This window comes from Mycolicibacterium bacteremicum, from assembly GCF_002086115.1.
Classification (GTDB): Bacteria; Actinomycetota; Actinomycetes; order Mycobacteriales; family Mycobacteriaceae; genus Mycobacterium; species Mycobacterium bacteremicum.
The window spans coordinates 25995-39015 of the sequence record NZ_MVHJ01000028.1 but is presented as its reverse complement, the minus strand read 5'-3'; the positions used below and the strand labels follow the sequence as shown (position 1 = coordinate 39015).

Sequence of the window (13021 nt, the reverse complement as noted above, 5' to 3'; positions counted from 1 at the left end):
GCTAGGGGGCACCATGGGGAACAGGGCCAACATCGTGTTGGTGGACGACGACGGTTGGCAGCTGCGATACGCGCACTGTGCGGGCTGTCGCCTGCTTGACGCATTGCTGGCCGGACCGGAGCTGGCCGCACGCTATATCCGGGCGCAGCAGACCAGCGAATTCTGGACCGACGAACTGTGGGCGGACGGCGGCCTGCTGCTCGACCTCACCGCACACCGACTGCTGTTCTTCGGTGAGGAACTCATGACGACCATGAACGAACGCCGGGCCATGTTCGAGGTGCTGGCCCTGCTCTGGCCGGGATACACGGTGTCCTGGGCGTACGGCGCGACGGCGGAGATCGCCGCCTATGTCGGGGCGCCGGCGTCCTTGCGTGACAGGCCATCCGAGCCCGAACTGACCCTGGCCGAGGACACTGCGCGGCTGCATCACCTCGTCACCGTGATCGACCGCACCGGTCGGGTACGCGCCTGGCCGCTGTGGTGGGGCAGCAGTGCCGCGTGGCACGGTCCGGGTCTGCTGGACATGCTGCCGGGGCCGGGTCAACCGACTCTGCAACTGGGAGCGATCCCGGAAAGCGGCGTCTATGTCAACGTGCCGAACAAGACGCTCGGGGTGTGGATGACCAATCCCGCCCCGGGGTTGCTGCGATGGTTGCCGCAGTTGTGGCCCGGTTGGCGGACCGAGTTCTGGGAGGACCGTTACGAAGAACAGCTGCGACGGTGCGGCGGGCAGATCGGCGCTCCGGCGCTCGATATCGACGCCGGTATCACCGAGGCACAATCCTGGCTGCGCAAGAGGGTCTACCAGAGTTTCGCGGACAGCCCGGCAGGCCACCTGATGAACCTCGCCGAGCTGTTGTCGGCCGAGAATCTGCCGAGCCCGGAGATCAGCGCGGCGGCGGTGGCCGACGTGGGGCCGCGGCCGACCCCACAGGAGTGGGCACGCTTCGAGGAGGCGTGCGCCGCGGTGCGCGCCGCGGGGAGGGCGGCATGATGCGATGACGAAGAGGCGTCGGATTCACCCGCGGCGGCCGAATAGCACCACCCGGCAGACCATTTCGTGGGCACGACACTGGAGGTCGATCGCCGAATGTGAATCGTCAGCGGAGAATCTCGAATTTCACCGCAGGGGATTCACATTCGGCAGCGACAGCGGCGGGGTTCGGCCGGCGCCGGCCGGATAGAATTGGGAACTGCCCGATCCGGCCGGCCAAGGGGTGGATGCGGTGCGTTCGATTCGCGATGCCATCGAGCGGCAGGTCCGACACCTGCTCGACGAACTCGACGTCACCGAGTAGTACGCACCGCGATCAGGTGATGTGACACCCCGTCGACAAACCGGGCGACGCCCTGCTCGATGAGCAGATCCTGCCCGGTCTGCCGGGTGTGGTGCTGATGCAGATGCTCACCCCAGGACCGCACGATAAACGTCTCGACGAAAACCCTTTCGCGTTCGATGCTGCGATACAGCCGCCAGCGTGCCGCACCGGTGCGTTGCCGGGACCGACCCAGCACGGACATCGCCGCGATGAATTCGGCCTCGTCGGCCGCATCCACAAGGTACTCGGTCATCACCAGCACCGGGCCGTCCAATGGTTCGGGCTCGAACAGCAGCGCCGGCTCCGGCCAGTGCGTGGACAGACTCAGATCGATGTTCCCGGTCTTGGCGTGCAGCGGCCACCACAGCAGCGACAGTGCGCACATGCCCAGCAGTCCGGCACTGATCAGCAGGCTGATGACCGGTGTCGTCGCCCCCGCGACCAATCCCCAGACCAGTGAACCGACCGCCTGACCGCCCATGAAGGTCAGCTGATACACCGACAATCCCCGGGCCCGCACCCAGCCCGGCAGACTCAGCTGCATCGACGCATTGAGCGTCGACAGGCACAGCAGCCAGGCCGTGCCACCGAACACCAGCGCCACCATGACCGCGGCGAAGCTGTCAACCAAGGCCAGAACGGTTGTCGACAGACCGAATCCGACGGCGGCGACCAGCAGCAGCGAGTTCTCGCCGAACCGCGACCGCAACCGGGACAGGGCCAGTGCGCCGAGCAGCGCCCCCACCCCCAATGCACCCAACAGCAGTCCGTACCCGGACGCCGACAGGCCCAGCTTGCGGTCGGCGATCACCGGCAGCAGGCCCCACAGCGCGCTGGCCGGGCCGATGAACAACGCGGTGCGCAACAGGATCCGCCGCACGATGGGCGAACTGCGGATATAGCGGCCGCCGGCGCTCAGCGCCGCCAGTGCACGCTCGGACGGAAAGTTCTGCTCCGTGGCCGGCCGACGCCACCACAACAGCACCGCCACGGTACCCGCGAAGGACACCGCGTTGAGCCCGAACACCACCTCGGGGCCGGACAGCGACACCAGCGCGCCGGCGATCGCCGGTCCGATGGCCCGGGCGCCGTTCATGCTCATGCTGCCCAACGCCGCGGCCGCCGGGATCTGCTGGGCCGGAACCAGATCGGGCTGAATGGCCTGCCAGGCCGGCATGGTCAGCGCGGCCCCGCAGCCGATCAGGAACAACAGCAGCAACAACACCGTCGGCGTGGTCAGCCCGAACCCGGTCAGCACGGCCAGCATTCCGACGGTGGCGGCCATCGCCCCCTGCGTGGCGATCAATAGCCGACGCCGGTCGATCAGGTCGGCCAGCACGCCCGACGGCAGCGCCAGCAGCATCACCGGCAGCGTCGTCGCGGTCTGCACCAGCGGCACCAACACGGCCGCCCGTGGATCGCCGACCAACATCCACTGTGCGCCGACCGTCTGCATCCAGGTACCCAGATTGGAGACGAACTGCGCGATCCACAGCGCGCGGAAAACCGGCGACCGCAAGGGCGCCCAGGTGGAAACCGGAGAGCTCATCTGACCGACACCGCCGGATCAGTCCGCCGACTCACCCGGTGCCATCGGCCTGCTCTTCCGGCTTGCGGCGAGTGGCGCGCAGCGAACCCGGATGCGCCTTCGCGCTGGGATCGTTGCGCGTCTTGATCAGGCTGGCGACGGTGACGATCACCAGGATGACGATGATGACGACCAGGCTCAGGTAGGTGTTGATCTCCGGGATGCTCGGGTTGATGTCGACGTGCCCCCAGTGCAGCACCAGCTTGATGCCGATGAAGGCCAGAATGATCGACAACCCGGTAGACAGGTACACCAGCCGGTCCAGCAAGCCCTTGACGAGGAAGAACAAAGCGCGCAGGCCGAGTAGCGCGAACGCATTGGCGGCGAAGACGATGTACGCCTCGCTGGTGATGCCGAACACCGCCGGGATCGAGTCCAGCGCGAAGAGCAGATCCACGCTGCCGATCGCGATCAGCACCGCCAGCATCGGCGTGGCCATCCGCTGGCCGTTCGCGCGGGTGAACAGTTTGCCGCCGTCGTAGTCGTCGGTGACGGGCAGGAAACGGCGGGTCGCCCGGACCATGATGTTGTTCTCGACATCGGGATCCTCGTCGCGGTGCCGGAACAGCTGGATGGCCGTGTAGATCAGCAGCAGACCGAAGATCAGGAACATGAAGGAGAACAGCGAGAGCAGCGTCGCGCCGAGCGCGATGAAGATCGCCCGCATGATCAAGGCCAGGATGATGCCGAAGGTCAGCACCTTGTGCTGATGCTCCTCGGGCACCGCGAACGTCGTCATGATGATCACGAAGACGAACAGGTTGTCTACCGACAGGCTCTTCTCGACGAGATAGCCGGCGAAGTACTCGGTGCCGGCGTCCCCGCCGTAGGCCATGGCGAACCAGACGCCGAACGCCACCGCCACCAGGATGTAGAACACCGACCAGGCCGTCGCCTCCTTGAAGCCGACCCGGTGTGGGCGCAGCGCCGCCAGCAGCAGATCCACCGCCAGCAGCACGACGATGATCCCAATCGTCACACCCCATGTCACCGGGCTGATATCGAGCATGTGTCCGCGCTACCTCCGCCTGACCGGCACGTCCGGTTTCAAGATCAGCGGTACCCAGTCGGGGGAGTAGTCAATCACGCCGCGGCGTCGACCATACTTTCTCCGGTGAGCGCACAGACCTCCCCACCGCGACGGTTCGGCCGCCTCGAGTCCGGCGATCTGACCCAGGCCGCGGTTTTCGCTGGTCTGCTCGCCGCGCTCGGCCTGCCCGGAACACTGACCATCGGACCCAGCGGGGTGCCGATCACGCTGCAGACCCTCGGGGTGATGTTGGCCGGATCCATCCTCGGGCCGCGCAAGGGTGCGCTGGCGGTCGCGCTGTTTGCCGTGCTGGCCATCGCCGGGTTGCCGATCCTGGCCGGCGGCCGGACCGGACTGGTGTCGCTGTCCTCGCCGACGGCCGGCTTCTTCGTCGGCTGGTTGCCCGCCGTCATCGTCATCGGGGTGCTGACCGCGCTGATGATGCCGCGCTACCGGGTGCTGTGGGGCATCGGCATCAACATTGTCGGCGGGATGGCCGTCATCTACCTCTTCGGCACCGCCGGGCTGATGCTGCGCACCGACCTGTCGTGGTGGGCCGCGCTGTCCACCAACGGCATCTACCTCCCCGGCGATATCGCCAAGGCGGTGTTGTGCGGTGTCGTCGCCGCACAGGTGCACCGCGCCCGGCCCGGGCTGATCACCCCGTGGCGGCGCCGCGCCGGGGCCAGCGCGGCGACGGAGGACCCCCAGGGGCGCGGGTGACCGAGCAGACCATCGTCGTCGACGGCGTCTCGCACGCCTTCGGTGACCGACAGGTGCTGCGCGACATCTGGCTGACCATCGGCGAGCGGCGGGTGGGCATCGTCGGAGCCAACGGCAGCGGGAAGTCGACGCTGGCCCGACTGTTCAACGGATTGGTGCTGCCCGACGCGGGTTCGGTGCGAGTACGCGGCCTGGACACCAGACGGGCGGCCAAACAGGTGCGCCGGCTGGTCGGATTCGTGTTCACCGACCCGGACCGGCAGATCCTGATGCCGACCGTCGCCGAGGATGTCGAGCTCTCGCTGTCGCGCCGACCGTTGAGCCGCGCGGAGCGCACCGCGCAGGTGGCCCGGGTGCTCGACCGCTTCGGGCTGGCCGGGCATGCCGATCAGCCCGCGCATCTGCTCTCCGGCGGGCAGAAGCAGCTGCTGGCGTTGGCGACCGTGCTGGTCACCGAGCCGGCCGTGGTGGTGGCCGACGAGCCGACGACGCTGTTGGATCTGCGCAATGCGCGGATGCTGCGGAAGGCGTTCGCCGCGTTGGACACCCAGCTCGTGGTGGTCACCCACGACCTGGAGCTGGTCGAGGATGTCGATCGGGTGATCGTGCTCGATGAGGGCCGCGTGGTCGCCGACGATGCACCCGCCGCCGCGCTGCGGGTCTACCGGCGGTTGATGACGTGACGATGCTGGGGCACTACCGGCCGGGCGCCTCGTGGCTGCATCGGCTGCCGGCCGGGGTCAAGCTGGTGGGGCTGGGCGCAATCATCATCGTGATGACCGTGCTGGTGGATTCGCCGGCTCGGCTGGCGGTGGCCGCGGTTGCCGTCGTGTCGGCCGCCGTCACGGCGCGATTGTCGGTATGGGCGCTCATTGTGCAACTGCGACAGGTGCTCTGGGTGGTCGGCGTCATTTTCATCTTGCAGGTGGTGCTCACCGACTGGCGCCGGGCTCTGGTGGTGTGCGGGGTGCTGCTGCTGGCGGTGACGCTGGCCGCGATGGTGACGCTGACGACCCGCACGACGGCGATGTTGGATGCCGCGACCCGGGCGATGACGCCGCTGGCCCGGTTCGGATTCCCGGTCCGCCAGGTGGCGGTCGCGCTGGCACTGACGATCCGCTCGATTCCGCTGGTGGTCGAGATCATCGGCAAGGTCGACGAGGCGCGGCGGGCACGCGGACTGCGAATCACCCCGCGGATCGTGTTCGTCCCGGTCATCGTGGGGGCGCTGCGCGCGGCCGACGATTTCAACGAGGCGATGATCGCCCGCGGGATCGACTGAGGCTCAGGATTCCAGCCGCCGGCGTACGGCAGCCATCCGGTCGCGCAGTGCGTCCTCGTCGACGAGGCCCCGGCTGATCAAGGAATGCGCCAGTGCCATCAACTGATTCTCCGGGTACGGCAGATGCTGATAGTGCGACGCCGCGAGCACGTCCTCCTCGTCGCGGCGGTCCTTGAACGTGAGTGCGCCGTCGCACCCGGCCTGGTCCAAGGCGTCGGTGAGGCCGTCCAGACTGGTCTTCCACGGCGGCAGCGGGTTTTCGACCCCATACTTGGCGGCCATGGTGGGCCAGGTCTGACCACGACTCGAGATCTCATCGAGTGCGTCGATGGGTGCGTTGGGCGGCGGGGTCTTCATCGCGGTCAGATCGGATCGGCGGCGGGCCGGGTACGGGTGATGACATTCGTGGTGACCCCCGGCGTGGGTAGTGCGACACCGATGAGACAGTCCCGGGTGATGATCTCGGTCAGCTGTTCTTCGGTCCAACCGTCGGTGCCCGCGGGGCGCATCGGCATGACCATGAACCGATGCTTCTGGTTGGAGTCCTCGACCCGCACCTGCACCGCGTCGGGCAGATTCAGGCCGAATTCGGAAAGCACCTGGCGGGGCCACCGCACGATGCGGCGTCGGTAGTTCGGTGTTCGGTACCACTCCGGCGAGTTGCCCAGGATCGGCCGCGGGTAGCAGGAGCACAGTGCGCACACGATCACGTGGTGGACATCCGGGGTGTTCTCCAGAACCTTGAACGCGACGAAGTCGCTGGGTGTCCCGAATCCCGTGGGCGCCAACCAGTCCACGCCGACTTCCCGGCACGCGACGATCGGATCGGTGAGGACGAGTGATTTGAACTCCGGGTCGAGCCACGACCGGGCAACCAACCGGGCGGCCGGGGTGGGACCGATCTGTTCGGCGAACTCGGTGAAGTGCCGGTGTTGTTCCGCGGTGAACAGACCCTTCTCGATGCACAGTTCGCGCAGCGCGATCTCGAGGACTTCGAAGTCGGTGATCTCGTCGACCATCGGTTTGACGGTCCGGACGTGGTCATGGTCGTGGGCATGATCGTGGTCGTCGGACATGGCCGTCCTATCTGTCGGCAGCGGCGAGCCAGCGCTCGGGAATCTCGGTCTGCAGGGTGTCGTGATCGGATCCGGTGTAGGTCTCGCCCCACAACTCGGTCTGGCGGAACCGCACGATGTAGAACCACTCGGGCGTGGCGTCCTCGTCGGCCCAGGTTTCGTCCTCGGGGGCGGGGCTCTCGTAGGCCAGGTCGGCGATGACGCCGGCCGCACCGCGGACATATTCGGGAGTCCGGGTGTAGTACATGGCCGGCAGATCACGCACGACGACCGGATCGCCGACGGCGAACCTGGCGGGACCGGCACGGCCGGTGAAGACCTGCGGATCACCGATTCCCTGGGCGTGCCGGTGGTGTTTGTTGCGCACCACCTGGCTGCCGTCACCGGCGAATCGGGGCGCGGCGTCCAGATGGGAGCCGACGGGCAGGCCGGCGTAGCGCTGCTGCACCTCGGCCAATCGATCGGTGAACTCACCCCAGGTGATGTACTTCTTCTCGATCAGCACCCGCCCCACCGACCAGAGCCATCGGCTGTAGTACGGCCAGCCGAGGTAGATCGAGCGCCCGACGTCCACATTCGCCAGCCGACGACGTTCCTCGGAGACCCAGATGCCCTGCCAGCCGAGCACTTCGCACAGCACGTAGGTCATCAGCTCCCAGTGTTCCTCCTCCTTGTTCGCATAGACGGCCGGAACATCGAGTTCACCGCCGACGTCGTGGGCGTTCTTGAGGTAGGCCCAGAAGTGGTCGACGGTGACCTGGTCGGCGAAGGGCCATTCCGGGTCCTCCGGGAAGGTGGCCTGCAGCCGGGAGAGCAGGGCAAGCCGTCTGATGCGTTCTTCCGCTGTTGGCATGGGCGGTCCCAGGAGATGAGGGGTGGCTGTCGGGTTTCAGCATGGACCGCCCGAGCCCCTCGGCGCAGCAAACCGGCCGAATCGGACCGGGTGAATCAGCCGCTCTCGGCGAGCCGGGTGTCGGCACCGACCAGCTCGACGGTGTCGCCGACGTCGATCGTCACCACCGCCGTCGCCTGGAACAGCCCGTGCACATCGTCGGTGCGGGCGAAGGTGTGGGCCCTGGCGAACAGCGGATGCACGTCGAACACCTTGACCCGCACCTTCTCCCGGTTGAGCCGGCCCAGCTCCCGGCCGGACTCTGGGTCGGTGATGACCGCACCGGAATCGGAGTGCACCGCGAACACCATGCCCGCCGTGACGCCCGCCTGCGCGCCCCGGTTGATGACCAGGGTGTAGTCATCCTCGATGTGGGCGACCTGGCCGTTCACGATGCCGCCAGAGAATTGGTGTCGCGCAGCGCAGATTTCGCACCGGCCCGGATGCGCGGGCGGGCCGCGTTCTCGTCGACGGTCAACAGCGTCTCGATGGCCGTGGCGGCGCTCTGCTCGGTCCCGAGGGTGAGTTCGATGGCTGTCTTGGCCTGGAAGAGTGCGATCATCGCCGACTGCTGACGTTCGGCACCGAATGCGTTCAGCGCCAATGTCAGCTTCGTGTCGATGTACTCGACCGAGCGCTGCAGGTCGGTCTCCCCGGGCGCGGCGGCCCCCGTGGACTGGGTTTGCTGGACGTGCGCGCCGCCGAACCAGCGCTGGCCCAGCGCGCCGAGCGCGATGGCACATACCGGGATGACCACCACCGAGCACAGCAGGCCGGCGGTGTCCTGCCAGGCGATGGAACCGACGATGCCCAGCAGCATCAGGCACGCGAGCACGACCAGGGCGCGCACGGTCGGCGGAACCGACGCGACGGACTGTGCCACTGCGCGGCCGCCGCGTGCGCAGGACCGGCCGAGCGAGCCGCCCACGTCGAGGGCGACCCGGCCGGCCCGGTCGACATGCCGGCGGGTCACCGGATTCTTCGGTAGCGACCATTCCCGTTTCGGGCGCGGGGTCGGTGCCGCCGTCCCGGTGATGGGCGCTGCTGCCGGTTCGGCGGACTGCTCCCCGGACGTCACCGGGGGGTTCTCACCATCAGTCACATTCGCATCAACAACCACATTTGTATCTTCGCGTCCGCGGCGTGCGAAAATCGTCCGGCGCGCCGAAGCCCGCCGAAACCGCACCGAAATCGGTGCCGAAAACGCGGACTCGGACGCGTGGCGAAAATATTGACGTCGACCGAATGAAATTTGCCTACGACGGGTATGCCGGCGTCGGCGAAAGGAACCCCGATGACGAATGCAGGAGAGCGGCGGGTCGGTCTGTGCCCGGGGTGCGGCTATCCCGTGATCGGGCCGCAGCCATGCGCGGTGTGTGCGCCGCTGCTGACCGCGGCGCACGCCGAACCGTCGGATTCGGTGCCCGGTCCGATCGTTGCGGCCTGACATTTTTTGCGCACTGACATCGCGCACTGATATTGCGCACCGGTTCGGCGCACGGCCCCGGACCGGTCAGCGCAGCATTCCCAGCAGCTGATTGAAGAACTCGGACATCGACGGGTGGGTGTAGATCCCGTCGCGCATCGCCGTCGCGGTGATGCCGTGGCGCATCGCCAGCGCCACCAGGTTGATGACTTCGTGCGCATCGTGGCACAACAGGGCAGCCCCGAGGATGAGATCGGTCTCGGCCTCCACGACAAGCTTCATCAGCCCGTCGGTCTCCCCGACGATGCGGGCCCGCGGCACTGTCGCCAGCTTCGCCACCGGGCTGACCGCCACCCGCACATCCCGACCGGTCTGGCGTGCCTCCCGTTCGGTGATCCCGACACGGGCCAGCGGCGGGGTCAGGAACAGGCAGTTCGGCACGGCGAGCCGCTGTGAGGTCGATCGCGGATCGGCCGTGCCCAGCAGTTGATCGAGCACGATGCGGTGATCGTCCAGGGAGATATAGGTGAACTGCGGGCCGCCGTTGACATCGCCGACGGCATACACGTGCGGCTGACTGGTGCGCAGGAATTCGTCGACCACGATGGCGCCCTCGGCTGTGGTGCGTACCCCGCCCGCCTCCAGCCCGAGGCCCGCGGTGTCCGGGACACGGCCGAGGGCGACCAGGATCGTATCGGCATCCACCGTGTCGAGATGGCCATCGACCGCATAGCTCACGCGGGCGCCGCCGTCGACCGAGTCGACCCGTTCGATGCCGGCGCCGGTGATGATGTCCACCCCGCGCCGTCGGAGCAGGTCGCGGGCCGCCGCAGCGACGTCGTCGTCCTCGGCGCGCAGGATCTGCGCATGGTGTTCCAGAACGGTCACCTCGGTTCCGAAACCGGCCATCATCGATGCGAATTCCAGGCCGATGTATCCGCCGCCGAGCACCACCAACCGGTCCGGGCGCGGAATACGTTCCAACAGTTCGGCACTCGTGACGGCCACCGGGCAGTCGCGCAGGCCGGGGATGTCCGGAACGGCGGGCACCGAACCGGTACCGATGACGATGTCGGTGGCCGTGACGGTGACCTCGCCGTCCGCAGTTGCCACCGATACCGAGGTCGGCCCGGTGAACACAGCCCGTCCGGTCAGCACGGTGGCGCTCGGAATCGGTTCGAAGATACCGAAATTCACCGCGCGCAGGTCGGCGGTCAGAGCCGCGGTCGCGGCCACCGCAGCATTGTGCGCGGCGACGCCGTCGTCACCGGGGCGGCGCTGCTCGCTGCGGTAGACCATCGCTTTCGTCGGGACACACCCGACGTTGATGCACGTCCCGCCGTACATCGCCGGTGACTGTTCGACGAGGAGCACGCTGCGGCCCCGATTGCCCAGCGCGGCGGCCAGTGTCTTGCCGCCCTTGCCGAACCCGATGACCAGCAGGTCCACCGACAGATGCGATCCCATGGCGTCTTCCTTCATCCGGCGTGCAGCGGTTGTCCCGGTGAACAACGCGGCGATGTCGCATTCTTATCCGGTCGGCACGGGGCGCGGTCGGCAGGCTCCTTCGGCTGGGCAGGAATGCCAGCGGGCGCCGACGGTGTTGCAACGCCTCGGGCGAGCGCCGAGGGATCGGCGTCCGACGCCGAGGACTGTCATCTCCAGCGGAGAGGAAACGCACATGGCCACGATGAGGGCGGTCGGATCATTCGACGGACTACCGGTCGATGATCCGAAAGCGCTGCAGAACATCGAGATCGACGTGCCGGATCTGCGCCCACACGATGTCCTGGTGCGTGTCGAAGCGGTATCGGTGAACCCGGTCGACATCAAGCGTCGCGGCGCGCTGCAGCCCACGGTGGAACCCGTCATCCTCGGTCACGATGCCGCCGGTGTCATCGAGGCGGTGGGGCCGGCGGTCACGACCCTGTCGGTGGGCGACGAGGTCTGGTACGCCGGCGATGTCAGCCGGCCGGGCACCAATGCCGATCTGCATGCCGTCGACGAGCGGATCGTGTCGCGTAAACCGAGTTCGCTGTCCTTCGCCGAGGCCGCCGCCCTGCCGCTGACCACCATCACGGCGTGGGAGACGCTGTTCGAGCGGTTCGCGCTGACCGCCGGGTCGACCGGTGACCTGCTGGTGCTCGGCGCGGCCGGCGGAGTCGGATCGGTGCTGATCCAGTTGGCCAAGAAGCTGACCGGCGTGCGGGTGATCGGTACGGCCAGCCGGCCGGATTCGCGCGAGTGGGCCCTCACGATGGGCGCCGACGCCGTCATCGACCACCACGACCTGGCGGCCCAGGCCCGCGACATCGCACCAGCGGGCATCGACTACCTCTTCTCACCGCACTCGGCCGGCAACGTCGACGTGTACGCCGAGATCGTGCGCCCCTTTGGGCACATCACCGCGATCGATGAGCCCGAAGGACTGGAACTGGTGGTGCTCAAGGAGAAGAGCATCGCCTGGCACTGGGAGCTGATGTTCACCCGGGCGCTGTTCGGCTACGACATGATCGCCCAGCAGAAGCTGCTGGCCGCGACGGCGGATCTGGTCGACCGGGGCGAGATCGCGACCACCGTCACCAGCATCGTGACCGGATTCGACGCCGAGGGGATCCGCGAAGCACATCGTGCGGTGGAATCTGGCCGGATGATCGGCAAGGTCGTCGTGACGCGGTAGTCACTGCGGGTGGGCCGCGAGATAATCGGCCACCGGCACGGGGGAGACCTGCTCATAGCCGATGGGCAGCAACACATCTCCCGCGGTGGTCCGGTAGTAGACCTCCCAGCGGTGGTACCCGGTCATTGCGGCCGGGTCGGCCGCCAGCACCGCCGCGTAATCCTTGACCGCGGACACGTAGTCATCGGAGTTGTTGTACCGGAACAGCGCGCGGGCGGGATCGCCGACGAATCCGTTGGCGGCCAGGTAGCGGCCGGCGGCCAGGATCGCATCGCGTGGTGCGTGGATGTCGCCGCCCTCTCCGTAGGCGGCGAAGGTGGACGGCAGGAACTGCATCGGCCCCTGCGCCCCGGCACTGGAGGTGCCGGTGATGCTGCCCAGCCGGGTCTCGACGAGGTTCACCGCGGCCAGGTAGTGCCAGCCGACCCCGGACGCGGCCTCGGCCTCCCGGTAGTGACCGAGCAATTCGCCGGCCGGTGGGGGTGCGACGATCCGCCAGGCCGGCAGCGTCGAGTTGGCCTCGGTGGTGAGCAGCGCATCCAGGTGCCGGCGCGCACTGATGTTCAGGTCGTAGATCGCTGCGAACTCCGGCGCGATGCGCGGGCGCACGACCGTGTCCCACTCGGGGTGCCTGCCGATGGTGCGGTAGGCCATCTGTTGGCGCCGCGCGGCTTCCCGTAACAGTTCCTCGGATGAGCCGGGCTTGCGCAGGGTGCGCTCGTCGGCGACCAGATCGTCGGCGATCTGTACCGGATCGGCCGCCAGCCGGGGCTGCGCGGGCAGCGGTGTTGCCGGCAGCGGGGGTGGGCTTGGCGGAGCAGCGGATTCGGCCTGCGGCGGGTTCGCCGGCGCGGAAGGTTCGGCCGGCTGGGCCGGCGATGGGGTCTGCGCGCACGACACCAGCAGCGCCGTCGCCGACAACACGGCCAGCCCAAGTCGTGCATTCCCGGCCACCGGACGGTGTCCGGGGCGTAATTTGCGGTACAGCTTCACCGAGCAGCG

The 13021-nt window shown here is 67.9% G+C and carries 15 protein-coding genes; 6 read left to right on the top strand and 9 right to left on the bottom strand.

Annotation, left to right across the window (positions count from 1 at the left end; all coding sequences use genetic code 11):
* Positions 1 to 13 precede the first annotated feature (13 nt).
* The gene (locus BST17_RS29745; protein WP_083061282.1) at positions 14 to 997 is read left to right on the top strand and encodes a hypothetical protein; all 984 of its coding nucleotides are present in this window, start codon (positions 14 to 16) and stop codon (positions 995 to 997) included.
* 293 nt (positions 998 to 1290) lie between these two features.
* Here the strand turns inward: BST17_RS29745 and BST17_RS23365 are convergent, their stop codons facing one another.
* On the bottom strand, positions 1291 to 2871 hold the full coding sequence (locus tag BST17_RS23365; protein WP_083061281.1) for an MFS transporter: 1581 nt from the start codon (positions 2869 to 2871) through the stop codon (positions 1291 to 1293).
* Positions 2872 to 2902: 31 nt separating this feature from the next.
* Complete coding sequence (locus BST17_RS23360; RefSeq protein WP_083061280.1) at positions 2903 to 3919, bottom strand: TerC family protein; 1017 nt, start codon at positions 3917 to 3919, stop codon at positions 2903 to 2905.
* A gap of 105 nt (positions 3920 to 4024) precedes the next feature.
* Here BST17_RS23360 and BST17_RS23355 point away from each other — a divergent pair, with 105 nt between their 5' ends.
* From BST17_RS23355 to BST17_RS23345, 3 genes are read left to right on the top strand one after another with little or no spacing between them, the layout of a single operon-like run.
* Positions 4025 to 4663 carry a biotin transporter BioY gene (locus BST17_RS23355; protein WP_207573705.1) on the top strand — a complete coding sequence of 213 codons (639 nt, stop codon included), beginning with the start codon at positions 4025 to 4027 and terminating at the stop codon, positions 4661 to 4663.
* Positions 4660 to 5346 (top strand): energy-coupling factor ABC transporter ATP-binding protein, encoded by a 687-nt coding sequence (locus BST17_RS23350; protein ID WP_083061315.1) that lies wholly within the window; start codon positions 4660 to 4662, stop codon positions 5344 to 5346. The genes BST17_RS23355 and BST17_RS23350 overlap by 4 nt, the downstream gene beginning before the upstream one ends.
* A complete protein-coding gene (locus tag BST17_RS23345) occupies positions 5343 to 5945 on the top strand; it encodes an energy-coupling factor transporter transmembrane component T family protein (protein WP_083061279.1) in 603 nt (200 codons plus the stop codon). The genes BST17_RS23350 and BST17_RS23345 overlap by 4 nt, the downstream gene beginning before the upstream one ends.
* Positions 5946 to 5948: 3 nt before the next feature.
* Here the strand turns inward: BST17_RS23345 and BST17_RS23340 are convergent, their stop codons facing one another.
* From BST17_RS23340 to BST17_RS23320, 5 genes are all read right to left on the bottom strand, one after another.
* Entirely contained in the window at positions 5949 to 6302 is a 354-nt protein-coding gene (locus tag BST17_RS23340) for a thiocyanate hydrolase (protein WP_083061278.1), read from the bottom strand.
* Positions 6303 to 6307: 5 nt separating this feature from the next.
* Positions 6308 to 7021, bottom strand: a complete 714-nt coding sequence (gene scnC, locus BST17_RS23335) for a thiocyanate hydrolase subunit gamma (RefSeq protein ID WP_083061277.1) — start codon at positions 7019 to 7021, stop codon at positions 6308 to 6310.
* A 7-nt stretch (positions 7022 to 7028) separates the two neighbouring features.
* Positions 7029 to 7874 (bottom strand): SH3-like domain-containing protein, encoded by an 846-nt coding sequence (locus BST17_RS23330; protein WP_083061276.1) that lies wholly within the window; start codon positions 7872 to 7874, stop codon positions 7029 to 7031.
* A gap of 95 nt (positions 7875 to 7969) precedes the next feature.
* Positions 7970 to 8305 carry a hypothetical protein gene (locus tag BST17_RS23325; RefSeq protein WP_083061275.1) on the bottom strand — a complete coding sequence of 112 codons (336 nt, stop codon included), beginning with the start codon at positions 8303 to 8305 and terminating at the stop codon, positions 7970 to 7972.
* Positions 8302 to 8991: a hypothetical protein gene (locus tag BST17_RS23320; RefSeq protein WP_234807789.1), complete on the bottom strand. Its 690-nt coding sequence runs from the start codon at positions 8989 to 8991 to the stop codon at positions 8302 to 8304. Before BST17_RS23320 ends, BST17_RS23325 begins: the two co-directional genes overlap by 4 nt.
* A gap of 216 nt (positions 8992 to 9207) precedes the next feature.
* Between BST17_RS23320 and BST17_RS29395 the strand changes: the two genes are divergently transcribed.
* The gene (locus BST17_RS29395; RefSeq protein ID WP_165762337.1) at positions 9208 to 9360 is read left to right on the top strand and encodes a hypothetical protein; all 153 of its coding nucleotides are present in this window, start codon (positions 9208 to 9210) and stop codon (positions 9358 to 9360) included.
* A gap of 66 nt (positions 9361 to 9426) precedes the next feature.
* On the opposite strand, the gene BST17_RS23315 is transcribed toward BST17_RS29395, so the two are convergent.
* Positions 9427 to 10806, bottom strand: a complete 1380-nt coding sequence (locus tag BST17_RS23315; RefSeq protein ID WP_083061314.1) for an FAD-dependent oxidoreductase — start codon at positions 10804 to 10806, stop codon at positions 9427 to 9429.
* 214 nt (positions 10807 to 11020) lie between these two features.
* Here BST17_RS23315 and BST17_RS23310 point away from each other — a divergent pair, with 214 nt between their 5' ends.
* Positions 11021 to 12019: a zinc-binding alcohol dehydrogenase family protein gene (locus BST17_RS23310; protein ID WP_083061273.1), complete on the top strand. Its 999-nt coding sequence runs from the start codon at positions 11021 to 11023 to the stop codon at positions 12017 to 12019.
* On the opposite strand, the gene BST17_RS23305 is transcribed toward BST17_RS23310, so the two are convergent.
* Positions 12020 to 12973, bottom strand: a complete 954-nt coding sequence (locus BST17_RS23305) for a lytic transglycosylase domain-containing protein (protein ID WP_083061313.1) — start codon at positions 12971 to 12973, stop codon at positions 12020 to 12022.
* Between the last annotated feature and the right edge of the window lie 48 nt (positions 12974 to 13021).

Bases quoted from the DNA above. Each gene is read 5' to 3' on its own strand.
- BST17_RS29395 (WP_165762337.1), top strand. From the start codon at position 9,208: ATGACGAATGCAGGAGAGCGGCGGGTCGGTCTGTGCCCGGGGTGCGGC.
- BST17_RS23365 (WP_083061281.1), bottom strand. From the start codon at position 2,871: ATGAGCTCTCCGGTTTCCACCTGGGCGCCCTTGCGGTCGCCGGTTTTC.
- BST17_RS23310 (WP_083061273.1), top strand. From the start codon at position 11,021: ATGGCCACGATGAGGGCGGTCGGATCATTCGACGGACTACCGGTCGAT.
- BST17_RS23340 (WP_083061278.1), bottom strand. From the start codon at position 6,302: ATGAAGACCCCGCCGCCCAACGCACCCATCGACGCACTCGATGAGATC.
- BST17_RS23360 (WP_083061280.1), bottom strand. From the start codon at position 3,919: ATGCTCGATATCAGCCCGGTGACATGGGGTGTGACGATTGGGATCATC.
- BST17_RS23330 (WP_083061276.1), bottom strand. From the start codon at position 7,874: ATGCCAACAGCGGAAGAACGCATCAGACGGCTTGCCCTGCTCTCCCGG.
- BST17_RS29745 (WP_083061282.1), top strand. From the start codon at position 14: ATGGGGAACAGGGCCAACATCGTGTTGGTGGACGACGACGGTTGGCAG.
- scnC (WP_083061277.1), bottom strand. From the start codon at position 7,021: ATGTCCGACGACCACGATCATGCCCACGACCATGACCACGTCCGGACC.
- BST17_RS23315 (WP_083061314.1), bottom strand. From the start codon at position 10,806: ATGGGATCGCATCTGTCGGTGGACCTGCTGGTCATCGGGTTCGGCAAG.